General features: G+C 46.0%; 24 protein-coding genes. 9 read left to right on the forward strand and 15 right to left on the reverse strand.

The features are described 5' to 3' along the window. Nucleotides 1-54 precede the first annotated feature (54 nt). Nucleotides 55-735, forward strand: a complete 681-nt coding sequence (locus AC1DXC_RS02425; RefSeq protein WP_477457534.1) for a metal-dependent hydrolase — start codon at nucleotides 55-57, stop codon at nucleotides 733-735. 52 nt (nucleotides 736-787) lie between these two features. Here AC1DXC_RS02425 and AC1DXC_RS02430 read toward each other — a convergent pair whose 3' ends face one another. The 7 genes from AC1DXC_RS02430 to AC1DXC_RS02460 form a co-directional block, all read right to left on the reverse strand. Next, entirely contained in the window at nucleotides 788-2050 is a 1263-nt protein-coding gene (locus AC1DXC_RS02430; protein ID WP_477457535.1) for a glucose-1-phosphate adenylyltransferase, read from the reverse strand. Then, entirely contained in the window at nucleotides 2047-3471 is a 1425-nt protein-coding gene (locus AC1DXC_RS02435; protein ID WP_477457536.1) for a glycogen synthase, read from the reverse strand. The genes AC1DXC_RS02430 and AC1DXC_RS02435 overlap by 4 nt, the downstream gene beginning before the upstream one ends. Before the next feature lie 207 nt (nucleotides 3472-3678). Then, nucleotides 3679-4230 carry a Uma2 family endonuclease gene (locus AC1DXC_RS02440; protein WP_477457537.1) on the reverse strand — a complete coding sequence of 184 codons (552 nt, stop codon included), beginning with the start codon at nucleotides 4228-4230 and terminating at the stop codon, nucleotides 3679-3681. A 135-nt stretch (nucleotides 4231-4365) separates the two neighbouring features. Next, entirely contained in the window at nucleotides 4366-7176 is a 2811-nt protein-coding gene (gene polA / locus AC1DXC_RS02445) for a DNA polymerase I (RefSeq protein WP_477457538.1), read from the reverse strand. 189 nt (nucleotides 7177-7365) lie between these two features. Next, nucleotides 7366-7929, reverse strand: coding sequence for a DNA-3-methyladenine glycosylase I (locus tag AC1DXC_RS02450; RefSeq protein WP_477457539.1), 564 nt, complete (start codon nucleotides 7927-7929; stop codon nucleotides 7366-7368). A 120-nt stretch (nucleotides 7930-8049) separates the two neighbouring features. Then, on the reverse strand, nucleotides 8050-8664 hold the full coding sequence (locus AC1DXC_RS02455) for a hypothetical protein (protein WP_477457540.1): 615 nt from the start codon (nucleotides 8662-8664) through the stop codon (nucleotides 8050-8052). Between the two features lie 60 nt (nucleotides 8665-8724). Continuing rightward, nucleotides 8725-9081: a carboxymuconolactone decarboxylase family protein gene (locus tag AC1DXC_RS02460; RefSeq protein WP_477457541.1), complete on the reverse strand. Its 357-nt coding sequence runs from the start codon at nucleotides 9079-9081 to the stop codon at nucleotides 8725-8727. A gap of 115 nt (nucleotides 9082-9196) precedes the next feature. On the opposite strand from AC1DXC_RS02460, the gene AC1DXC_RS02465 reads away from it, so the two are divergent. The 3 genes from AC1DXC_RS02465 to AC1DXC_RS02475 all read left to right on the forward strand — a co-directional run bounded on the left by AC1DXC_RS02465 (nucleotide 9197) and on the right by AC1DXC_RS02475 (nucleotide 10415). Continuing rightward, the gene (locus AC1DXC_RS02465; RefSeq protein WP_477457542.1) at nucleotides 9197-9580 is read left to right on the forward strand and encodes a VOC family protein; all 384 of its coding nucleotides are present in this window, start codon (nucleotides 9197-9199) and stop codon (nucleotides 9578-9580) included. Next, complete coding sequence (locus AC1DXC_RS02470) at nucleotides 9577-9939, forward strand: VOC family protein (protein ID WP_477457543.1); 363 nt, start codon at nucleotides 9577-9579, stop codon at nucleotides 9937-9939. The genes AC1DXC_RS02465 and AC1DXC_RS02470 overlap by 4 nt, the downstream gene beginning before the upstream one ends. Nucleotides 9940-10010: 71 nt before the next feature. Further along, the gene (locus tag AC1DXC_RS02475) at nucleotides 10011-10415 is read left to right on the forward strand and encodes a hypothetical protein (protein ID WP_477457544.1); all 405 of its coding nucleotides are present in this window, start codon (nucleotides 10011-10013) and stop codon (nucleotides 10413-10415) included. Here AC1DXC_RS02475 and AC1DXC_RS02480 read toward each other — a convergent pair. The 3 genes from AC1DXC_RS02480 to AC1DXC_RS02490 all read right to left on the reverse strand — a co-directional run bounded on the left by AC1DXC_RS02480 (nucleotide 10372) and on the right by AC1DXC_RS02490 (nucleotide 12198). Further along, entirely contained in the window at nucleotides 10372-10704 is a 333-nt protein-coding gene (locus AC1DXC_RS02480; protein ID WP_477457545.1) for an MGMT family protein, read from the reverse strand. The two genes, AC1DXC_RS02475 and AC1DXC_RS02480, sit on opposite strands and share 44 nt — an antisense overlap. A 5-nt stretch (nucleotides 10705-10709) precedes the next feature. After that, nucleotides 10710-11357, reverse strand: a complete 648-nt coding sequence (trmB, locus tag AC1DXC_RS02485) for a tRNA (guanosine(46)-N7)-methyltransferase TrmB (RefSeq protein ID WP_477457546.1) — start codon at nucleotides 11355-11357, stop codon at nucleotides 10710-10712. 64 nt (nucleotides 11358-11421) lie between these two features. Further along, the gene (locus AC1DXC_RS02490) at nucleotides 11422-12198 is read right to left on the reverse strand and encodes an SDR family oxidoreductase (protein WP_477457547.1); all 777 of its coding nucleotides are present in this window, start codon (nucleotides 12196-12198) and stop codon (nucleotides 11422-11424) included. Between the two features lie 172 nt (nucleotides 12199-12370). Between AC1DXC_RS02490 and AC1DXC_RS02495 the strand changes: the two genes are divergently transcribed. Genes AC1DXC_RS02495 through AC1DXC_RS02515 form a run of 5 tightly spaced genes read left to right on the forward strand, consistent with a single transcriptional unit; the run spans nucleotide 12371 to nucleotide 16278 of the window. After that, nucleotides 12371-13891: a CotH kinase family protein gene (locus tag AC1DXC_RS02495; RefSeq protein ID WP_477457548.1), complete on the forward strand. Its 1521-nt coding sequence runs from the start codon at nucleotides 12371-12373 to the stop codon at nucleotides 13889-13891. 53 nt (nucleotides 13892-13944) lie between these two features. After that, on the forward strand, nucleotides 13945-14139 hold the full coding sequence (locus AC1DXC_RS02500) for a hypothetical protein (RefSeq protein ID WP_477457549.1): 195 nt from the start codon (nucleotides 13945-13947) through the stop codon (nucleotides 14137-14139). Nucleotides 14140-14169: 30 nt separating this feature from the next. After that, a complete protein-coding gene (locus AC1DXC_RS02505; protein WP_477457550.1) occupies nucleotides 14170-14538 on the forward strand; it encodes a diacylglycerol kinase family protein in 369 nt (122 codons plus the stop codon). Further along, nucleotides 14528-15253, forward strand: a complete 726-nt coding sequence (gene recO, locus AC1DXC_RS02510; RefSeq protein WP_477457551.1) for a DNA repair protein RecO — start codon at nucleotides 14528-14530, stop codon at nucleotides 15251-15253. The genes AC1DXC_RS02505 and recO overlap by 11 nt, the downstream gene beginning before the upstream one ends. A gap of 59 nt (nucleotides 15254-15312) precedes the next feature. After that, a complete protein-coding gene (locus tag AC1DXC_RS02515; protein WP_477457552.1) occupies nucleotides 15313-16278 on the forward strand; it encodes a hypothetical protein in 966 nt (321 codons plus the stop codon). Between the two features lie 30 nt (nucleotides 16279-16308). Here AC1DXC_RS02515 and AC1DXC_RS02520 read toward each other — a convergent pair whose 3' ends face one another. The 5 genes from AC1DXC_RS02520 to AC1DXC_RS02540 all read right to left on the reverse strand — a co-directional run bounded on the left by AC1DXC_RS02520 (nucleotide 16309) and on the right by AC1DXC_RS02540 (nucleotide 21105). Further along, nucleotides 16309-16551 carry a hypothetical protein gene (locus AC1DXC_RS02520; RefSeq protein ID WP_477457553.1) on the reverse strand — a complete coding sequence of 81 codons (243 nt, stop codon included), beginning with the start codon at nucleotides 16549-16551 and terminating at the stop codon, nucleotides 16309-16311. A 251-nt stretch (nucleotides 16552-16802) separates the two neighbouring features. Beyond that, the gene (locus AC1DXC_RS02525) at nucleotides 16803-17714 is read right to left on the reverse strand and encodes a glycosyltransferase family protein (protein ID WP_477457554.1); all 912 of its coding nucleotides are present in this window, start codon (nucleotides 17712-17714) and stop codon (nucleotides 16803-16805) included. Between the two features lie 106 nt (nucleotides 17715-17820). Then, nucleotides 17821-18198: a GxxExxY protein gene (locus AC1DXC_RS02530; protein WP_477457555.1), complete on the reverse strand. Its 378-nt coding sequence runs from the start codon at nucleotides 18196-18198 to the stop codon at nucleotides 17821-17823. A gap of 133 nt (nucleotides 18199-18331) precedes the next feature. Beyond that, the gene (locus AC1DXC_RS02535) at nucleotides 18332-19132 is read right to left on the reverse strand and encodes a class I SAM-dependent methyltransferase (protein ID WP_477457556.1); all 801 of its coding nucleotides are present in this window, start codon (nucleotides 19130-19132) and stop codon (nucleotides 18332-18334) included. Nucleotides 19133-19167: 35 nt separating this feature from the next. Further along, the gene (locus tag AC1DXC_RS02540; RefSeq protein ID WP_477457557.1) at nucleotides 19168-21105 is read right to left on the reverse strand and encodes an OmpA family protein; all 1938 of its coding nucleotides are present in this window, start codon (nucleotides 21103-21105) and stop codon (nucleotides 19168-19170) included. Nucleotides 21106-21110: the final 5 nt, after the last annotated feature.

Consider the following 21110-nt stretch of genomic DNA (forward strand, 5'->3'; position numbering starts at 1 on the left):
CGTTTAAACAGCTATCCGGTTAATTTGTAATTTGGGCACTTAATTCAATCGCTTATGAAAGTTACCTATTTAGGCCAGTCGACCATTGAGCTGGAAGCTGCCGGAAAGAAATTATTGTTCGACCCCTTTATTACTTATAACGAGCTGGCGAAAGGCATCGTAGATGTTGCAAGCCTTAAACCCGATTACATCCTGGTATCGCACGGCCACGGCGACCACGTTGCCGATCTGGTTCAGGTGCAAAAACAAAGTGGTGCCAAAGTAATCTGCATTGCAGAAATTGCCGGCTGGCTGGGTAAGCAAGGCATTGACAATGTGCATGGCATGAATATTGGCGGAGGCTTCAATTTTGATTTTGGCCGTGTTAAGATGGTAAACGCGGTACACTCAAGCGCGCTGCCCGATGGCAGTAACGGCGGCAACCCGGCGGGCTTCGTGATATCCTCGGAAGGGAAAAAGATATACTTTGCAGGCGATACCGCGCTTACCTATGACATGAAACTGCTGGAAGACGAGAACCTCGACTGGGCCTTTTTACCCATCGGCGATAACTACACCATGGGGGCAGATGATGCCATTAAAGCAGCCGCATTCATCAACTGCAAAAATATCATCGGCATCCATTACGATTCGTTCCCGGTTATCAAGATTGATAAAGAAGAAGTAAAAGAAAAATTTATCAAAGCAGGGCTTAATCTTAAGCTGCCTGCAATAGGAGAGAGCCTGGATTTGTAAAAAACCAAGACGGCCCCGCAATTTGCAGGGCCGTTTTGCATAAAACTATTTATTAAATCACAGTTCCGCTTGGGATAATGGCACGTTTCTTAACGATTACGATGCCATCTACAACCGTATAGGTTGGGAAATCGCCATCCGGCAGATTACCGCCGCAGTTGATTTTTACATCGTCGCCGATGTAGGTGTTCTTGTCGATGATAGCGTTGCGCAGGGTACACCTGTCGCCGATACCCATAATCGGGTCGCCGTTGGCTTTGGCCGCGGCTATTTCATCAAGGGTTTGGTAATTATCGCTACCCATAATGTAGCAGCTATCTATAGTAGTATATAAGCCTATGCGGGTACGGATACCTACGATAGAGCGCGTTATTAAACTCGCGTTGATAATACAACCATCAGCAATTATCGACCTATCTAAATGCGTGCCCGATATTTTGGTAGGCGGCAGCATGCGCGCACGGGTATAGATATGGTTTTTATCGAACAGGTTAAACTGTGGGATATCATCGGTAAGACCAAGGTTGGCATCAAAGAAGGATGGGATGGTACCGATATCTGTCCAATAGCCTTCATACTGGTAGCTTACTACCTTGTGGCCTTCAATAGATTGCGGGATGATTTCTTTACCGAAGTCGGTATGGTCGTTACCTTCCAGTAAATCGTAAAGCAGTTTGCGGTTAAATATGTAGATACCCATAGATGCCAGGTAAATACGGCCCTGGGCCTTCATTTCGGGACTCACTTCTGATACCCAATTCTCGAAACCTGATTTCGGTTTTTCGATGAAAGAGGTAATGAGGTTTTCGTCGTCGGTTTTCAGGATACCGAAGCCGGGAACATCGTTCACATGCACCGGGATGGTGGCAATGGATATATCTGCCTTTTTCTCGATATGCTGTTTGATCATTTCGTCAAAATCCATCTGGTACAGCTGGTCGCCCGATAGGATAAGCACGTATTCAAAATCGTGTACGCCCAGGTGGTGCAAGCTTTGCCTAACCGCATCGGCTGTTCCCTGGAACCAGCCTGCGCTGGTAGGGGTTTGCTCAGCAGCCAAAATATCTACAAAAGCCGTGCTGAACGTGCTAAAGTGATAGGTGTTTTTGATGTGCTTGTTAAGCGATGCCGAGTTGAACTGCGTAAGCACGAATATCCTGTCGATACCCGAGTGGAGGCAGTTAGAGATTGGAATATCTACCAACCGGTATTTACCCGCAATAGGTACTGCCGGTTTCGAGCGTGTGAGTGTTAGCGGTGCTAACCGGCTGCCCTGGCCGCCGCCAAGTACAATGCTTATTACTTTTGATGTCATATCGTAGGAGTTAAACTTTCGTATAGGTCAATATATTCTTTTGCCGACCGGCCCCACGAAAAATCGAGGCCCATCATCCGCTTACGCAGTAGTGTCATTTTCTTGGTGTCACTATATAACTCCACCGCCCTGGTGATAGAGTGACTTATATCGTCCACGCTCACATTGTTGAAGCGGATGCCGTAGCCATCCGGGTCGCCAAAATCTATTACCGTATCTGCCAGACCACCCGTGGTACGCACTACCGGGATTGTGCCATAGCGTATGGCGTATAATTGGTTAAGTCCGCAAGGCTCCACACGCGACGGCATCAGCAGGAAATCGGCCCCGGCGTATATCAAATGCGCCAGCGATTCGTCGTACCCGATAAATACGTTGCAGTTTTGCGGGTAAAAATCTTTCAGCTTTTGCAAGGCCATCTCGGTCTCCGCATCCCCAGTGCCTAAAATCAGGAAGTTTACATCGTCGCCATGTTGCTGTATGCTGCGCTCGATGGCGGCAGGCAATACATCGGCGCCTTTTTCTATCACCAGGCGGCCTATGAATACGATAAGTGGTTTATCTGCCGAGAGGTGGAAACGGGTGCAAAGGGCCTCTTTGTTTTTTTGCTTGCCTTTATTTACGGTAGTTAACGAGAATTTGTTGGGTACCATAGGGTCGCTGGCAGCATCCCAAACATCGGTATCTATGCCGTTGATAATGCCGTAGCCCTTTTGTCTTTCTACGTAAAACAGGTATTCGAGCCCGTTGGAGTTGATGGTAAGTTCGCGGAGGTAATTTGGCGATACAGTAGTGTATCGCCAGCAGCATTTTACGGCGCAGGCCAGCGGGTTTATACCGCCGTTCCAATCAAGCAGGCCGGTTTTGTAAAAATCTATCTCGGGCAGCAGGTTCAGCCTTTCCCAGCCGAATGCGCCGTGGTATTGGCCGTTGTGTATAGTAAATATGGTGGGGATATGCGCCAGTCGTTTGTACAAAGCCGAGTGGTACATCATGAAGGGGATAAGCCCCGAATGATGGTCGTGGCAGTGTACCAGATCGGGTGTTTGGCCGCTCCAGTTTATCCAATCTAAAAAACATATCTGGAAAGCTAGGAACTGGTCCAGCTCATCGGGGTAGCTATAGATGTTCTCCCTATCCAGCAGGCCGGGTACCTTTATCATGAACAGCTCGAAGCCCAGCTTATCGGTGGTTTCCTTTAATACCTCGAAGTATATGCGGCGTGTTCCCAGTAACGTAGTACCCTGGAAAACCATATCGAAAGTATTCTCGTGCACGAATTTGCGGTTGTAAAACGGCATTACCACAGCGGCATTTTGCCCCGCCTGGTTCTGGTATTTAGGCAATGCGCCAACTACATCTGCAAGCCCCCCAACCTTGGCAATAGGGTAGCATTCGGCACTCAGGTGGAAAATTCTCATTCGGTATTATATAGTGGTTAAGGTACTAAACATTTATTCAATTGAACAAACATATAATTTGAAAAATCTGTTTGAAATGGTGTTATTATTTGATTAAAACGTTAGGATGGTTACCATTTCGATATTTATCAGAAATGGACAGTAGCTTTTATTGCGGATTTGGCAACAGGGTAGTATAAAGTGACGGAGCTTTTTAAAAATGATGCTTTAAAAAGCAATTTCGCAGGCCAGGAGCGATGATTTTAACACACCGGGTATCTCATAAGTTTGCTGATAGATGCCGGATGCATCAAGGGTAAGCAGGGTAGTATTTTTATTTTCGGGGTCGATCATGAAGTATTCTTTAACGCCTGCTTTTTCGTAAAGGGCACGTTTGCGCTTGGTATCATAGGAACGATTTGAGGAAAGAATTTCGATGATAAGCGAAGGTGCACCATGAACACCGTTGGTTCCTACGATATCGCCAACCTCATTCAAAACCACGAACAGGTCAGGCTGAACCACCGATTGTTGCTCTCCAATATAAACATCAAAAGGAGCGCTCAATAACGTTCCAACCGGGTTATCCTGTAAAAACTGGAATAGCAAAGAAGTAAGTTTAATTACAAGAAGCTGATGTTCCCGGGATGGTGCTGGCGACATAATCAATTCGTTAAAAATCACTTCACAGCGCGTACCCTCCGGCAACATGCGGTAAATATCAACCGCTGTACGCGGTATCTCTGGTATTACCTGTTGATATTTATGTTTTTCATTCATAACCCTTTTACAAAGCGCTTCACACAAATATAACGATTGCAATAATTAAACCATAGTAAAGAAGCTCTTTCAGAATTTTTAACGTTCGGTGCATCTACATTTTAGTTTTAGAATTTAGGCTTTGGAATTTTATTATCAATGCGCTTCCAACCAATTCACCCCGGTACCAATTTCTACCATAATAGGTACTTCGGTTTTGATGGCGTTTTTCATGTTCTCTAATATGATAGGTTTTACAATTTCCACTTCGTAATGTGGCACATCAAACACCAACTCATCATGCACCTGCATGGTCATGCGGGCATCCAGCTTTTGGGCCTTAAACTCGCGGTGGATGTTGATCATCGCTATTTTGATCATATCTGCAGCCGAGCCTTGGATAGGTGCGTTGATAGCATTTCGTTCGGCGAAGCCGCGCACAGTTTGGTTGGCCGAGTTGATATCGCGCAGGTAACGGCGGCGTCCCATCAATGTAGTAACGTAACCGTTTTCGCGGGCAAAGTTCATGGTATCGGCCATGTATTGCTTGATGCCGGGGTATTGGGCAAAATAGTTTTCGATGATGTCGGCAGCTTCTTTCCTCGGGATGCCCAGGTTTTGCGATAAACCAAATGCCGACTGTCCGTAAATGATACCAAAGTTTACGGCCTTGGCGTTGCGGCGTTGGGTGCTGTCCACCTCGTCGATACCTACGCCGTAGACTTTGGCCGCGGTTGCCGTGTGGATATCGATATTGTCAACAAATGCCTGGCGCATGTTGGGATCCTTGCTTATCTCGGCAATGATACGTAGTTCAATTTGCGAATAATCCGCCGATACGATGATGTGGTTCTCATCGCGCGGAATAAAGGCTTTTCTTACTTCCCGGCCGCGTTCAGTGCGGATGGGGATATTTTGCAGGTTGGGATTGTTTGAGCTTAAACGACCTGTTGCCGCCACCGCCTGGTTGTAACTGGTGTGGATGCGACCCGTTTTTGGGTTCACCATGGTTGGCAAAGCATCTACATAAGTAGATTTCAGCTTTTGCAGCTGGCGGAAATCTAATATATCGCGCACAATATCGCTTTTGGCAGCAAGGGACAGCAGCACGTCTTCGCCGGTTTGGTATTGGCCGGTCTTGGTTTTTTTGGCTTTAGGGTCAAGCAGTAGTTTTTCGAAGAGTACCTCGCCCAACTGTTTCGGCGATGCGATATTGAACCTAACGCCGGCTTTCTCGTAAACCACTTTCTCCAGCTTGGCTATGTCGGTTTCCAGTTCCTTGCTAAATTCTTTCAGCGTTTCGTGGTCTATGCGAACGCCTTCGTGCTCTACATCGGCCAGTACGTATATCAGCGGATTTTCAATCTCGTTAAGCAGCTTTTCGGCACCTACTTCTTTTATCTTCGGCTCGAAGATGGTTTTCAGCTGTAGGGTAACATCGGCATCTTCGGCCGCGTAATCTTTTATTTTTTCGATTTCCACATCGCGCATGGTACCCTGGTTTTTACCTTTGGGGCCAATAAGCTCTGTAATGGAAACGGGTTTGTAGTTGAGGTAATTTTCCGAAAGGATATCCATATTGTGGCGGGTATCCGGGTCGATGATGTAATGCGCCATCATGGTATCGAACAGTTTGCCCTTTATTTCTACGCCGTACCATTTCAGCATCAGTATATCAAACTTGAGGTTCTGGCCAATCTTGCCAATTTGCTCATCCTCCAGCACAGGCTTAAATTCGGCTACTATTTTCAATATCTCCTGTTCATCTACCGGCACGGGTACGTACCATGCCTGGTAATGCTTCACCGCGAAGGAAAGACCCACCAGTTCGCACTGGTTGGCATCCGTACCGGTGGTTTCGGTATCGAAGCAAATGCTCTCGTGCTGTTTTAATATGCTGATCAGTTCGGCGCGTTTCTCGAATGTATCGGCTAAGATATATTCGTGCTCAACCGTGTTGATATTCTTTACATCGGGCTGGTTGGGTGCTTCGTAAACGTCTTGCACATCTACGGTGAGCGTGGTGCGCGCACCTGCAACCGGCTCGCCAAACAAATCGGTTTGCACCGATACCGCGCGGGTTTCGGTAATGCTGAAATCATCGCCAAACACACGGCGACCCAGCGTACGGAACTCCAGTTCGGCAAAAAGCGGTTCCAGTAAATCTTTGCTTGGGGCGCACATTTCTAAGCCGGCCTCATCCAGTTCTACCGGGGAGTTAAGGTTGATGGTGGCCAATCGTTTCGATAATAAGCCCTGCTCGGCAAAAGCCTCTACGTTCTCGCGCAACTTACCCTTCAATTCGTGGCTGTGGGCTATAATTTCTTCTACCGAACCGTATTGTTTTATCAGTGTTTTAGCTGTTTTTTCGCCAACGCCGGGGATGCCGGGAATCCCGTCAACCGCATCGCCCCAAAGGCCAAGGATATCTATCACCTGCTCGGGGCGTTCTATTTCCCATTTGGCGAGGACTTCCTTAACGCCGAGAATCTCCATCTCGTTACCCATGCGGGCCGGCTTGTATATGCGGATGTTTTCTGATACCAGTTGCGCGAAATCCTTATCAGGCGTCATGCAGTAAACCTGGTAGCCTTTCTGCTCGGCTTTTTTGGCGAGGGTGCCGATGATATCGTCGGCTTCGTAACCGTCCGAAGTAATCAGCGGGATATTGAAGCCCAATACTACCTTAAATATATAGGGGAGGGCCTTGCTCAGGTCCTCGGGCATGCTTTCGCGGTGGGCCTTGTAGGCCGCAAATTCGGTATGGCGTTCGGTGGGAGCTTCGGTATCAAAAACTACCGCCATGTGGGTGGGTTTTTCTTTCTTCAATACATCCAGCAGGGTATTGGTAAAGCCCATTACGGCCGAGGTATTCAAGCCGCCCGAAGTAAAGCGCGGGGTTTTGCTCAGGGCAAAATGCGCCCGGTAAATAAGGGCCATGCCATCCAATAGAAAAAGCTTCTTCATAATACTTTGATTGCACCGATTATTTTTTTGACACCGATTGCACCGATTAAAATGATTTCACCGAATGACGGCGATAGCTTCAAAAATCGGTTATCGATGTATGTTTTCAAAAGTACGATTAATGTTTACGAACAGCCAAGATATGCCTATCAAAAAATCAGCATTCACTTTTATCTGTGAAATCGAAAATTATCTAAAAGAACATTCTGTTACGTGGTCGTTCACCATGCCGGTGGCTTGCATGTGGGCATAGCAAATAGTACTGCCAAAGAATTTAAAGCCGCGCTTTTTCATGTCTTTGCTTATCGCGTCAGATTCCGGTGAGGTGGCTTGCGGGCCATTTTTAAGATGGTTGTCGATAGGCTTTCCTTCGGGCATAAAACTGTAGAGGTAGTTATTGAACGAGCCGAATTCCTTTTGCACATCTATAAAAAGCCGGGCATTGCCGATAGCTGCGCTTACTTTTAGCTTGTTGCGGATAATACCTGCATCGTTCATTAGGCGTTCTTTATCAGCATCATTAAATGCAGCAACCTTTTCTACGTCAAAATCCGCGAAAGCCTTGCGGTAATTCTCGCGCCGGCGCAAAATGGTTATCCAGCTAAGGCCGGCCTGGGCGGCTTCGAGTGTCAAAAACTCGAAAAGTACTTTATCATCGTGCGTGGTTTTGCCCCATTCTTTATCGTGATATTCCATGTAAAGCGGGTCTGTTCCGCACCAGCTGCAGCGGGTTATTTCCTGGGTAGATGACATATGTTTCGGCGTATGTTATGCAGGCTAAATTAGCAATAAAAATATATTTTGCTAATATTTTTAGATTTTGATGTCCAGTGTAATAAATATTCTCGGTTTAACTGAATTGAGTTGCTGTGACTAATTCGGATTGAATGGCTTTGTTTCGGTAATCAGCCTGAATTTTTTTATATGCTTCTCCTGCAAAACATTAAATACTCTTTTAATTAACGGATATTCAGTAAATCGGTCGGCTTTTAAAGCAACCCTCAGTGAGTATCCTGTAGTTGATTCGCGAACATGTTTTGCTATTTGTATCCACTCGCCCAACTCATTTTCGTCGGCACTTATTTTAACCCCTAATTGATGGTAATATGCTTCGCTTTCAATTTTATAATTGGCCAGATATGATTTTAGATGCGATAGAGGCATACCTATTACCTCCATATTTTCAAAAGTTGCTATTTCAACAGACGAAAATTGCATAGCATGCTTTTTTGCCATATTTATTAAAGTTTGCCTGCGAAGCTCCTTATCTAGAGTTAACATCACCCTTCCCTGGCCAATCAATATTACCCCTTCTCCAAAACCATCAATATCGCAATAAAAGCCGGTTGACCCTGGCATTTTTATATTAACAGGCTCGGGGTAATTCGGGCGTGCCATTGAAAGGTATAGCAACAAAAGCAAGAAACCAACGGAGCATACCGCTGCCAAGTCTAAGGGGAAATAAATATGCCGGCTGCGTTTGTACAAAGTCTTAGGTTTGGTCTATAAATTTACCAAATTAATTTTCAGCAAACCAAAGCAAACTGGTTATTGCAAACCGCCAACTGAATTCAACTCATCCCAATACTCCACCGCCCTGCGGTAATGAGGTATTACGATAGAGCCGCCCACTAAATTGGCGATCATAAACACTTCGTTCATTTCGTCGTGCTTTACGCCGGCTTCGTGGCATTTGCCCAGGTGGTATTTGATGCAGTCGTCGCAGCGGAGCACCATGCTGGCTACCAGCCCAAGCATTTCTTTGGTTTTTACATCCAATGCGCCATCGGCATAAGTAGTGGTATCTAAGGCGAAAAACCGTTTGATATTGGTGTTGGCGGTCTCCATTATCCTGTCGTTCATTTTGCTGCGATAGGCTTCAAAATCGTTTATCAGTTGTCCCATAAATTCAGCATTGTTGCTTTAATTATTGCTATTTTATTTAGCATTAAATATATAAATGTTTTACCTTTATCAGCGTCATCAACCGTAATTTTATGGCGTAATTAAAAACATCTTTATGGAAAGCTTATCCCCCAATATCTTTGTTGCTGATATCAGCAAAACCATCGAATTTTACACCATCCTGGGTTTCGATCTGGCCATGAGCGTGCCCGAAACCGGCCCCGATTTTGTGTGGGCCATGATGGTAAAAGGCAAAGTAACCATGATGTTCCAGACCAAGGAAAGCCTGGGCGAAGAATTGCCCGAGATAAAACGTAGCAACGGCGGTTCGCTGCTACTGTACATTAAGCTAAGCGGTATCCGCGCATTTTTTGAAGACATAAAAGATAAGGTTACGGTATTGAAAGGCCTGGAGAAAACCTTTTATGGCGCAACGGAGTTCTCCATTGTAGATAACAACAATTACGTTTTAACCTTTGCCGAAGACGAAGCGCAATGATAACCTTTAAACGGCTTGACCACTTTCACGTTTGCGTGCCGCCCGAAAGGTTGGAAGAGGCGCGGCTGTTTTACACCGGTGTAATAGGGCTGGAGCAGATTTACAGGCCCGACCATCTTTTCTCTTCAGCAGGGTATTGGTTCAACATCGGCGACTTGCAACTGCATATTGGCGTAGAGCCGGCCTTGCCGCGTACCATAAGGCATGTTGCGATAGAAGTTGCCGATATTGAGGCAGCAAGACTGCACCTTGAAGCAAATGGCGTAGAGCTTGTGGAAGAGCCGGTAATACCCGGCCGAACGCGTTTTGCCTTTATCGACCCTTTTGGTAACCGCATGGAATTGCTTCAGATAATATAATACACCCAATAGTTGTGGGTTTTATGGTTAAATTAGCGGCCTTTGGGCCGGTTTTTGCTTAATGCTGAGCTATGAAAATACTTACACCCGCTATGCACGGCATTGCCGACTACCTGATTGTGGTATTCTTATGGTCGGCACCAATGTTGTTCGTATTGCCTGGCGATATTGCCCGTATTGTTTATGGGTTGGGTATTGCGCATTTGGCATTGACCATTTGTACCGATAACACCGCCGGCATTTTCAGGTTTTTCTCCATGCGCGTACATGGCTTGATGGAGCTGGTACTGGGCCTTTTGCTGGTAACGCTTTCCTTTACCTTGTTGGAATACGACGACCGCGCCAAGCCTTTTTTCATCACCTACGGCGTAATGTTGCTGGTGCTTTCTCTGGTGACTGATTACAGCTATATTAAGCCCGATTTCCGTAAAATCAGAGCTTCAGCTCGATTGCGGGATCCCAATACAGCTCTTTGAAATTCTGCACCTGGTTATCTACAACGAGTACACCCTCGCTGGCGAGCAACTGCTCCATCGTATCACCACCAAAATGAAATTTGCCTGTAAGTAAGCCCTGCCGGTTTACTACACGGTGCGCAGGAACGGGCGGATTGGCGGTGCCAGCGGCCATCATGGCGTAGCCCACAACGCGCGATGACTGCTTCGACCCCAGATACGACGCGATGGCCCCGTAAGAGGTTACCCTGCCTGCCGGTATCAGCCGCACTACATCATACACATTATCATAAAAATTATAATCGGCCATTGGCTTTAAAACGAAAACTTAAGGTAATTGATGTTTTTGTTATGCTGCAGGTATTTTTTCTCGTAATAAGTTTTAATGGATAATACCTCGTTGGCAAATTCCGAGTGGTATAGGTCTTCGGTTTTGGTATGTAGCGGCAAATTCAATTCTACTATCTTTTCGGCAGTGTACGCATGCAGTCCATCGTTGTCGGTCTTCAAATTTACACAGCCGCCTGGTTTTAACAGTACACGGTATTTATCTAAAAAACGGGGCGAAGTGAGGCGCTTTTTCTCGCGACTCAGTTGAGGCTGCGGGTCGGGGAAGGTTATCCAAATCTCATCTACCTCGCCAGGTGCAAAGTAATCGGTGAGGTTCTCTATCTGTATTCGCAAAAAGGCAACATTAGGCACGCCGTCCTCCAACGCGGTTTTTGCCCCGCGCCAAATGCGGTTACCCTTATAATCTATACCGATAAAGTTTTTGCCGGGGAACATAGTCGCCAGGTTTACCGTGTATTCGCCTTTGCCGCAGGCAAGCTCCAGTACCACAGGATTATCATTCTTGAAAAACCCTGTTGCCCAATTGCCTTTGTAGGGCTTGCCGGCATCCAGCTGCAAAACATTATCGAAGGTTTCTATCTCGGCAAAACGCCTTATTTTATCTTTTCCCATAAAAAGGCAAAAATAACAAAATTAATGATGTTGGTTGATGGCAGCCAACCCGCATAGGCAGGGCTTAATATATCGCCCGGCTTGCGCCACCATCTACCTGTATGGTTTGCCCGCTGATGTAGCTTGCTTGCCCCGATGCCAGGAAAGCTACCAACGCGGCCAGTTCTGCAGGTTCGCCTATGCGGCCAAGGGGGATGCTTTTGGCTTTTTCTTTCATAGCTTCTTCGGTATCCACGCCTTTGGGGAGGGTGTGTTTTATCCGATCGGTAAGGATAAGACCAGGTGCCACATTATTTACGGTAATATTGTAAGGGCCAAACTCATCGGCCATCATCTTGGCCATACCAACAACGCCCATGCGCATGGCAGTAGAAAGCACCGAACCTGCCAGCACCGCCTTTACCGACCCGCTGATAATGTTAATGATGCGCCCGCTGCCCGTTTTCTGCATATACGGCAGCACCAATTTACTGGCGCGTGCCACGCTCATCAGGTTAAGGTTAAAGGCCTGCAGCCATTGCTCTTCGTTGATGTTCTCAAATTTATCGAACGGCGGGCCGCCGGCGTTGTTTACCAAAATATCTATCCGGCCGAATTGAGCGGATGCTTGTTCTATAAAAGTGGTTATCTCTTCGGGTTTCGATACATCTACGGTTATTGCCAGCACTGTGTTGCCCGTAAACGCAGTTATTTCTGCCGCTGTATTATTCAGCTCATCAGCATCGCGCGAGCCTATCACCACCGTTGTGCCCTCGGCCGATAAGGCTGTCGCTATAGCTTTGCCCAGGCCCTTGCTTGCCGCAAATACCAGTGCCACTTTGTTATGCAGTTTTAAATCCATAGGCTACAATATTAGCCAATTTGAGGTCTTTAGCATCTGTTTAATTATCAATAAAATATCATAAATTAGGAGTCAATTATATTACCAAATTATAAGCAAATCATTAACTAATCTAGCGAGCGTTGGCCCTGTTGAAGCCTGATGCCCGCTTTTTTATGCAATCTGTTAATTTATGAGAAGAGCCTTTACCTATCTGTGCCTTGTCCTGTTTATCGCGAGCTGTAAAAAAGACGCGCCTAAAATTACCCCGCCTGATACCCCGCCCGAGTTCAATATTTTTGTGGAAGCCAAGAGTAATGCAGGTAAAATAAACACCGATGTTTTGCTTACAAAGGATGGCGACACCTTTAAAGGAGGCACAGGCGAGCCGGAAACAGATATGAACCTGGTGGCGGGCTTTGCAACAAAAAGCGGCGAGGTAGTTAAGGTGGGCGATGTGGTACAAACCAGCGGCGTTACCAGCAACGATTTCTCTAAGCCGGTTGTTTATTCAGTCATTACAGGAGGCACGGTAAAAACCTATACCGTAACTATTGCCAATTTTACCGGCTTGCCCGTGTTCAATATTACAACTGCCAGCCCTGAAGTATCTAAAGACGATTATGTGAACGGCATGCTCAACATCAATACCATGGGCTTGTACGATCAGGACGTGAAAACCATTGAGATGCTGATAAAGGGCCGTGGCAACTCTACCTGGGGGATGCCTAAAAAGCCTTACCGCCTGAAGTTTACCAACAAGAATAAGCTGCTGGGGCTGGCCAGCGCTAAGAATTGGGTGCTGCTAGCCAATTACTCCGATAAAACATTGATGCGCAACAGCCTGGCCTTTGGCCTTGCGCAATCCCTAAATTCTGACTACGCGCCGCATGGCATATTCGTAGAGGTTTTTATGAATGGCGAATACCTGGGTAACTACACGCTTACCGAGCAGGTAGAGATAAACGGTGCCCGCGTAAACATACCAGAGCTTAAAGCTGCAGACGTAAGCGCCACAGCCGTTACCGGGGGCTATTTAATAGAGCTTGACCAGCGCAATGGCGAGATAGTTCATTTCAATACCACCAAAGGCCTGCCGATGAATTTGCGTTCGCCCGAAGCGCCGAATACCGACCAGCTGAACTATATCCAAAACTATCTGCAGCAAACCGAGGATGCTATATTTTCGGCCAATTTTGCCGACCCAGCGACAGGTTATGCCAAATACATCAATTCAGACTCATTCATTAGCTGGTTTTTGGTGAACGAGGTTTTCAAGAATCAGGACGCCGCCAACTTTGCCAGCATGTTTTATTACAAAGACAGGGGCGGCAAATTAGGTATGGGCCCCGCCTGGGATTTCGACCTGGGCGCCGGCAACGTTGATTACAGCGATGCTACCAAGCCCGAGGGCTGGTGGGTGCGTGATGGCGTTTGGATTGGCCGCCTGATGCAGGACCCCGCCTTCGCTGCCAAAATAAAAGCCAAATGGGATGTGCTCAAAACAACAGGCCTCCCCGAGATGCTTGCCGCTATGGATAAGAACGCGGCCTATCTCGATGAATCGCAGAAACGCAACTTCGCTAAATGGAACATCCTCAATATTTATGTATGGCCAAACCCCGTAGTACTGGGCAGTTATAAAGCCGAGGTAGCTTACGTAAAAAACTGGTTCCAGAAACGCATCACCTGGATGGATGCCAATATAAAGTAACTCAGCGATGCAGGCTGGTTAGAGGGTGGGCTAAAAATCGATATCTTTCGCCAATGAAAAACCAGGTTACGCGCACCATTTTATTGCCGGCGGTTTCTATTACACTTTTTGCGGTTATATTATGGGCACCGGTCCCTAAAAACCTGCCGTTGTCCGATGTCATCAGGTATGTATCTGGCGGCAAGATTTGGGTAAAAAGTGAGAAGGGCGAGGGCTCTACCTTTTACTTCACGCTGCCTGTAAATTAATTTGTGCAGATTTGCGTATCTTAACAGGTAATGAAAAAGTTTATTCGCGGTTTCGGCTTTGCCTTTAAAGGCCTGCATTATGCTTTTACCACGCAGGTAAACTTCAGGGTGCATGTATTTGCTGCCCTTGCAGCCGTAGCCGCCGGGTTTTATCTCCGCATAAATACAGCCGAATGGAAATGGGTATTGCTGTGCATAGCCATGGTATTACTTACCGAACTTTTAAACACAGCTATCGAGCTGCTCACAGACCTGGCATCGCCGGGCTATAATAAGCTGGCCGGGCACGTAAAGGACGTGAGCGCTGCGGCAGTTTTGATTGTGGCTATTTTTGCGCTGGTTACCGGCCTCATCATCTTCCTGCCGAAAATTTTATTGCTCGCGGGCCATGCTGCATAAAACACGCGGCATCGTTTTCAAAACTACCGACTATAGCGAGAGCAGCGTGGTGGTACAGATATTTACCGAAAAATTCGGGCTGCAATCGTACCTCATCAACGGCGTAAAAAAACCTAAAGCCAAAATAAGCCGAAACATGCTGCAGCCCCTGCATTTGGTAGATATGGTGGTGTATCACAAACCGGCGGGCAATATACAGCGGATAGCCGAGATGAAGAATTCGCCGGTGCTACTCAGTATCCCTTACGATATCATCAAAAGCTGCATCGCCATGTTTTTGAACGAGGTGCTTTACAAGGCCGTGAAACAGCAAACGCCCGATGAAAACAGCTTCGATTTTATCTTCCACGCTATAGAATGGCTGGATAATGCTACCGATGGGCTCGCCAATTTCCACCTAGTGTTTTTAATGCAGCTAACCCGTTACCTGGGGTTTTATCCGCATAGCGAGAATGCGGCCAACGCAAGCTATTTTGATATGAAGAACGGCGTGTTCAGCAATTACAGGCCCGATAGCTTATCTTACCTCTCGCCACCGCATACCCAAAACTTTATAGCATTGCTCCAAAGTAGTTTCGCCAGCCTGGAGCATATCAAACTCAAGAACGATGAGCGTCGCTACCTCATCAGCAAACTGCTGGAGTATTATGCCTTGCACATAGAAGGATTCGGACACATCAAATCGCACGAGGTACTGGAAGAAGTATTAGGGTAGAAAAGTTTTTCATAATTAAATTCTATTATTATCTTTAAGGCAGAATAAAAAGTATGTCTATGCGAGAATCGTTGCTTAAAAATTTTGTTTTAGTGCTTTCAGCTGGTGCGGTATTGGCGTTTGCCGGCTGCGATAATAACCCTACTCATAAAGCCAATAAAAAACGGATTTCTTTCAAAACGATAGAGGGCATTACTTATACAGAAGTATCGCGTGTACAGCAAAACGGGTTGTCGTTCAATGAATATGGTTATCACCTAAACCCCGATTGGCGGCTGCGTTTCGTGTCGGATGATTCGGTGGCCCTGTTTAGCCCTGTAAAGAAAGCATTCCTCAATTTCCCCCTGGCGCTCGGGTATGACTCTGTCATCAATACCAATCAGTCTTATTTAAAAATACGCCGTATGAGCAAGGATAGCCTGGTGTTTGAACTCCTCTTGGCCAAAAACGATTCGCTGAATATTAATGGCACAAAGATTTACATGAAATTTTACGCCGATAATTACATCAAAAATAAGCTGCACACCACCGCCGCCGTTTTACAGCACTATAAAACTCAGGATACCTTATTTGTTATGGGCTTAGTAGCCAAAGCCAATGCAGATATGAAAAATTATTTTGCCGCGCAGCAGCCGGTACAGTTGATTAGCAAGAGCCCGGTAATCACCGTGGTGAAGGAAAAAACCGTGCCCGATTTCGTGTTGAATAACTACAATACTTCTGATGACTATATGAACCCGCAATACGATATTGTTATCAATAAAGCTTACGACAATTTCAACTACTCATTTACCGTATATGTAGATAAGGAAGGCAAAATGTATTACAATGAACCGATGACGCAGTTCCCCGATGGGAAATATAGGGATAACTATATCAGCAAGTCGACAGCTATTATGAATAGCTACTTAAAAAGATACGTTTCCAATATTCCGGGGCAAACGCTTGGGATGAAACATGCAAGCTTAATAGCGCTCCACGTAACGGGAGTATCCCGCAAAAAAAATACCATAGCTGCACGATGATTGTGGAGCTATGGTATCCCGGTATTAATATTAACCCAAAATCCTTTTCCTAATAAACTCCACAGCCGAATCGGCCAGGTCGGTGCCGCCTGTCTGTACAAGGGCGCCATCTTCCTTTAGGGTAAGCTCTGAAGTGATGTTGTCTTCTATATAAACGATAAGCTTATCCTGCTCCTTTATTATGGTACAGGGTACTTCGCGGCCCGAGTAATGGATCATGAACTCGTATTTGCCGTCTTTATCTGCAGGGGTGGTGTCTTTCTCGTCAATCATGGTTTAGTTGTTTTAGAGATAACACTAAAAACCGCCGCATGTTTCTAAAAACAAAAAAGAGAGAACTTTCGGCCCTCTCCTTTTCTTTGCTTTTTACTGATCTTATTATTAAATCATAAAGAACGGTAGGTTTATAATTGGTTTAATAATGCACAAATATAATGTCTATAGATTTAGCAGACTAATATTTGTGCATATTTTTTTATTAACAAGCCAATAATTACCAACATTTGGGCAATTGTTGGTAATTATCAGTGCAGGTATTTGCTTTTCAGTTGTTTAAGGAATTGCAGTCCGCGGTTGAACAGGCTGCCTTTTCGGTTTTTAAGAAAGTATTTAATAGCCTCGTAAGCCTTTTTATCTTCTTTGATAATGTCCGGAAAATATTCAACGCGTTTTTGGGCTATTTGCACCCGATAGGTGTCTTCTATATTAGAATGCGTGCCGCTGCCATCGTGCCCAATATTGTGCACCAGCGAATGTGCCGGGTTGAGCGTAAGGCCGCCTTTTAAGAATACGGATGCGTACCAACGGATGGCCCAGGAATTATTTTTGCCGGCCTTAAAATCCAACACCTGTTTCCAAAAATTCATGGTGTGGTTGATGGAAAACTCGTCTATCTTTTCCTTGTCGAACTGCTGTATAAGCTTATCCACATCCGGTTCGAAATGGTTCCAGGCGCGGGCCCAGGTTGCCCATCCCCAGCTGAATGCCGCGCGGAAGAAAAACGTTTCGGCCAGGGTTTTGTCCTTCAGATTGAACATATAGGCACTCAGGTGCATCACCTTCGGGTCATCGGCGTATCGTGCCAGCCCGTCGTTGAAGTATTGTAGCGTGTGCGGCGATGATAGCAAATCATCCTCAAACACGATTACGTTACCGTACTCTGCCACCAACTGCGTAACGCCTGCTATGATAGAATCGGCAAGGCCGAGGTTATGGTCCCGCGCTATCACTTTTACGGACTTGAAGCCCGTTGTATCTTTTGCCAATTGCCTCACCTGTTGCACGCTGGCTTTATCGGCATCGGCTTTTGCCCCATCGCTAAAAATAAATAAGCGCGATTCCTGCGCCAGTAAATTCTTCTGCAAATAGCCGATGGTGCGACGCGTATGCTCGGGCCGGTTATAAACAAACAGCGCTATGGGGGCGGGGTGGGACAATGATTGAATGAATTATTGAAATATATTGTAGTTTAATTTAACCGCAAGGGCGCAAAGATTTCGCAAAGTTCGCAAAGGATTTGCAGTTGGTTAATTAGATTATAAATTAAATACCGTTTGCTATCCGCTTTATGCCATCTTTTAATTTTATTACATTAAAGTTCATTAAGATGCCCAACTTGTAATTACCCAATTTTAGATAGGTTAGCGTTTGGGCCGTATGTACATCATTTAGAGCTGCAACACTTTTTATTTCTATAACTAACTTATTTTCTATAAGCAGGTCAAGTCTATATCCACAATCAAACTTTATTTCCTCGAATACAATTGGCATTGGCTTTTCCTTCTCCACAAATAACCCTGATTTAATAAGCTTATAATAGAAGCATTCTTTGTATGCGCTTTCTAACAAGCCGGGACCCAAGGCATTATGTACCTCAATTGCAAGCCCAATTGCTTTGTTGGAAATTTCATTCTCTGTCATACTTAAACGATCATAAAACTATCAGCTACACCACTTAATAATCAACTATCCCATCTTTGCGCTCTTTGCGCTCGCCACCATACAGTCTTTGCGTCCTTTGCGGTTAAATGATCACTAAAGTTCTGCCGGCAGTTTAAAAGATATCCGTCTGCTTATCGGTCTTTTTGCAAAGTACAGTATAGGCATTGGCGTACTTTTCTGTAGCCTTTTCGCCACCCAATTTACTCAAAGCATTCTTTATGGTGTACTCAGCAGCTATTTTGATATTGGTTATAAGGCTTTTGGCTTTCTTTTGGTTGATGTAAGTGTTGAATTTGGTCACCTCCGGCTCAATCATTGATGTGAGGTCTTTCTCAACTAGGTAGCCTTCTGTTAGCAACAAATAACGCAGGCTGGTGGGTGTGTACATGTTGATATGCCCGTAAGCCAAAAAGTGTTTGATACGTTTATCAACCCCTGCCTTATAATCCAGCGGCACTTCAATTACAAAATGGGCCGCCACGCGTTTCATCTCGCGCAGCAAAAGGCGCTCATGTTCTACATGCTCTAATACATGCGAGAGGATGATGAGGTCGAAAGTATTATCCTCAAACGGTAACTTATACCCGTCGAACTCCTGCACGGTTTTTAAGCCTTTGATATTGCGCGATTGGATGTGCTGCACGCCGCTATCGGATATCTCGACTGCGTGATATTCCGGTGCGAAATTTTGGTCCGAAAGGTATTTCAGGATACTGCCATCCCCTGCACCAACTTCTAAAACCTTGGTAAAAGTTTTGCCTGCGCATACATCAATAATGTGTTGCGCTTTGTATTTGGCGCCCAGCATGCGCCAGGCTTCGTCGTGCTTTTGGTAGAATTCGTCGTACGCGGTTTTTACGTTGCCGCTAATGGCAGATGGTTGCATCAATATAAATTTTTCTACTGAGGGCATAAAGTTACGGTATTGCGCAAACGTTCAAAATGTTTTTATTTGCCTAAAATGGTAAACTCGGTGCGGCGGTTAAGCTGGCGGCCTGCCGGGTTATCGGCGCCATTGGGTAGGGAGTTGGGCGCAACCGGCACGCTCTCGCCGTAGCCTTTGGCGTATATCCTGTTCTTGTTTATTCCGCTCGCTATAATATAATCTACGCAAGCCTGCGCTCGCCGCTGCGAAAGGCTTTGGTTGGCGGCTACTGTACCAACCGAATCGGTATGAGCCGCTAACTCCACTTTTAGTGTTGGGTTATCCTTCAGTATTTCGACAAGGTTATCCAGCTCTGTTTTGGCTTCGGGGCGCAAATCGGCCTTGTTATAATCGTACAGGATATTATTTAATACCATCGGTTTTTTTACCACGAAGCTTTGCAGGCAAATTTGCTGGCTATATAAAGTATCGGTGTTTGCGATAAGGTTCAAAGTAACGGTTTTGGTGAAAAAACCGTCCTGCTCTATTTTCAATTGATAATTGCGGCGTTCAGAAATCTTGAAGGAATACTCACCTCCCGGGCCTGGATTGGCCACTGTTATAGATTCACCCGAACCGGCATCTATCAGGCTGATCTTAGCACCCTTTACTACTCTGCCCGAATCGCAGGAAAGTACGGTGCCGCGGATGTAAATGGCGGGTTCAGTAAGTACAAATACCGCAAGGCAGCAGTCTGAGGCACGGTCAGAGCTCAGGTAAGCTTTCTGGGCATCGTCTGGGTCCTGGAAATAGTAGAGGTCGTCTTTAGAAGAATTTGCGGGATAACCCAGGTTTTTTGGTGCCGACCATTGGGCACCCTTGCCGTAGCTTTCGAAGAAATCGAACCCGCCCAGGCCGGCAAAACCTTTAGAGCTATATACTAAGCGGTTTTGGGCGGCATCGAAGAAGGGCGCCTCTTCATCGTGTGTCGAATTTACCTGGCTGCCCAAATTAACCGAGTTGAGCGCATTGCCCTCATTATCCAGGTCGCTCATCCAAATATCATAGCCGCCCTGGCCGCCGGGTTTGTCTGATGCGTAATAGAGGTGTTTTCCATCTTCGGTAACCCGGGGTTGCATGGCGTTGTAACCATCGGTATTAACGTTTTTTAGCGTCCTCAAAACCGACCAACCATTGCCAAAATTGGCACTATAGCAAACCGCCAGGCTGGTTTTATCGCCTTTTTTATACCAGGCGGTAAAATACATGCGGTTACCCGCTTTATTGAACGATGGCGTGCCGAATTCTGTGTAGTTGCTGCCCTCGGCTACAGGTATTTTGCCCGGTACCAGGGTATTATCGGCAGCGTTTTGGTAAATATTAGTGAGGTATCTGTTAGCTGTTTTGCTGTAGCTGGTTGAGGTTAGCCAGAACGCGCCGTTGTTTTTTATCAAGGCATAGTTGCCGCCCTCATTGTTCCAGGCCTCATTTAATTTACTGATAGTGGTATTAGTGGTTGCCGCATATTGCTGTTTGGCCAACAAACTGGTGGCAAGCTCGCGTTCGGCAATTGCTTTAAATTTGGGGTCGCCTTTGTAGCCGGCCAAAAATAGCTGCAGTTGTGCTATCGCTCCCTTAAAATGTTCATTCGCTCTTAAGCACACGGCGCACCATAAGCGGGTTAGGGGATAATCAGCGTCCAGGTTCTCATCCATTACCTTAGCATACCATTTCTCGGCACTATGGTAGTTTTGGTACAGCCGGTACGATTCCGCCAGCCGGTAGTAGATAAAGGGCCGGTCGGCCTGTATTTTTTTCTTGCTTTCGCTGTGGCTGATATAGGTGGGAATGTTCAGGTTTACCGTATTACTGCTATCTGCCAGCTTTTCATAATTAAACGCGGCCTCAAAGTATTTTCCCTGATCGAAACTCTCGTCGGCCTTTTTTTTGATTTCGCGGTACTGCGCAAATGTGCCTGTGCATGCAAAAGCGGCCAAAAGCATTAATATTATCGGTTTCATATATA

It is taken from the genome of Mucilaginibacter sp. P2_D11 (genome assembly GCF_056404435.1).

What these genes read in the sequence shown, in the direction of transcription:
- AC1DXC_RS02440 (WP_477457537.1), bottom strand. Translation starts at nt 4,230, where the DNA reads ATGAATGAAAAACATAAATATCAACAGGTAATACCAGAGATACCGCGT.
- AC1DXC_RS02475 (WP_477457544.1), top strand. Translation starts at nt 10,011, where the DNA reads ATGAAAATACTTACACCCGCTATGCACGGCATTGCCGACTACCTGATT.
- AC1DXC_RS02500 (WP_477457549.1), top strand. Translation starts at nt 13,945, where the DNA reads ATGAAAAACCAGGTTACGCGCACCATTTTATTGCCGGCGGTTTCTATT.
- AC1DXC_RS02480 (WP_477457545.1), bottom strand. Translation starts at nt 10,704, where the DNA reads ATGGCCGATTATAATTTTTATGATAATGTGTATGATGTAGTGCGGCTG.
- AC1DXC_RS02460 (WP_477457541.1), bottom strand. Translation starts at nt 9,081, where the DNA reads ATGGGACAACTGATAAACGATTTTGAAGCCTATCGCAGCAAAATGAAC.
- AC1DXC_RS02535 (WP_477457556.1), bottom strand. Translation starts at nt 19,132, where the DNA reads ATGCCCTCAGTAGAAAAATTTATATTGATGCAACCATCTGCCATTAGC.
- AC1DXC_RS02515 (WP_477457552.1), top strand. Translation starts at nt 15,313, where the DNA reads ATGCGAGAATCGTTGCTTAAAAATTTTGTTTTAGTGCTTTCAGCTGGT.
- AC1DXC_RS02540 (WP_477457557.1), bottom strand. Translation starts at nt 21,105, where the DNA reads ATGAAACCGATAATATTAATGCTTTTGGCCGCTTTTGCATGCACAGGC.
- AC1DXC_RS02465 (WP_477457542.1), top strand. Translation starts at nt 9,197, where the DNA reads ATGGAAAGCTTATCCCCCAATATCTTTGTTGCTGATATCAGCAAAACC.
- trmB (WP_477457546.1), bottom strand. Translation starts at nt 11,357, where the DNA reads ATGGGAAAAGATAAAATAAGGCGTTTTGCCGAGATAGAAACCTTCGAT.
- AC1DXC_RS02430 (WP_477457535.1), bottom strand. Translation starts at nt 2,050, where the DNA reads ATGACATCAAAAGTAATAAGCATTGTACTTGGCGGCGGCCAGGGCAGC.
- AC1DXC_RS02490 (WP_477457547.1), bottom strand. Translation starts at nt 12,198, where the DNA reads ATGGATTTAAAACTGCATAACAAAGTGGCACTGGTATTTGCGGCAAGC.
- AC1DXC_RS02435 (WP_477457536.1), bottom strand. Translation starts at nt 3,471, where the DNA reads ATGAGAATTTTCCACCTGAGTGCCGAATGCTACCCTATTGCCAAGGTT.
- AC1DXC_RS02495 (WP_477457548.1), top strand. Translation starts at nt 12,371, where the DNA reads ATGAGAAGAGCCTTTACCTATCTGTGCCTTGTCCTGTTTATCGCGAGC.
- AC1DXC_RS02505 (WP_477457550.1), top strand. Translation starts at nt 14,170, where the DNA reads ATGAAAAAGTTTATTCGCGGTTTCGGCTTTGCCTTTAAAGGCCTGCAT.
- polA (WP_477457538.1), bottom strand. Translation starts at nt 7,176, where the DNA reads ATGAAGAAGCTTTTTCTATTGGATGGCATGGCCCTTATTTACCGGGCG.
- AC1DXC_RS02520 (WP_477457553.1), bottom strand. Translation starts at nt 16,551, where the DNA reads ATGATTGACGAGAAAGACACCACCCCTGCAGATAAAGACGGCAAATAC.
- AC1DXC_RS02530 (WP_477457555.1), bottom strand. Translation starts at nt 18,198, where the DNA reads ATGACAGAGAATGAAATTTCCAACAAAGCAATTGGGCTTGCAATTGAG.
- AC1DXC_RS02450 (WP_477457539.1), bottom strand. Translation starts at nt 7,929, where the DNA reads ATGTCATCTACCCAGGAAATAACCCGCTGCAGCTGGTGCGGAACAGAC.
- AC1DXC_RS02470 (WP_477457543.1), top strand. Translation starts at nt 9,577, where the DNA reads ATGATAACCTTTAAACGGCTTGACCACTTTCACGTTTGCGTGCCGCCC.
- recO (WP_477457551.1), top strand. Translation starts at nt 14,528, where the DNA reads ATGCTGCATAAAACACGCGGCATCGTTTTCAAAACTACCGACTATAGC.
- AC1DXC_RS02425 (WP_477457534.1), top strand. Translation starts at nt 55, where the DNA reads ATGAAAGTTACCTATTTAGGCCAGTCGACCATTGAGCTGGAAGCTGCC.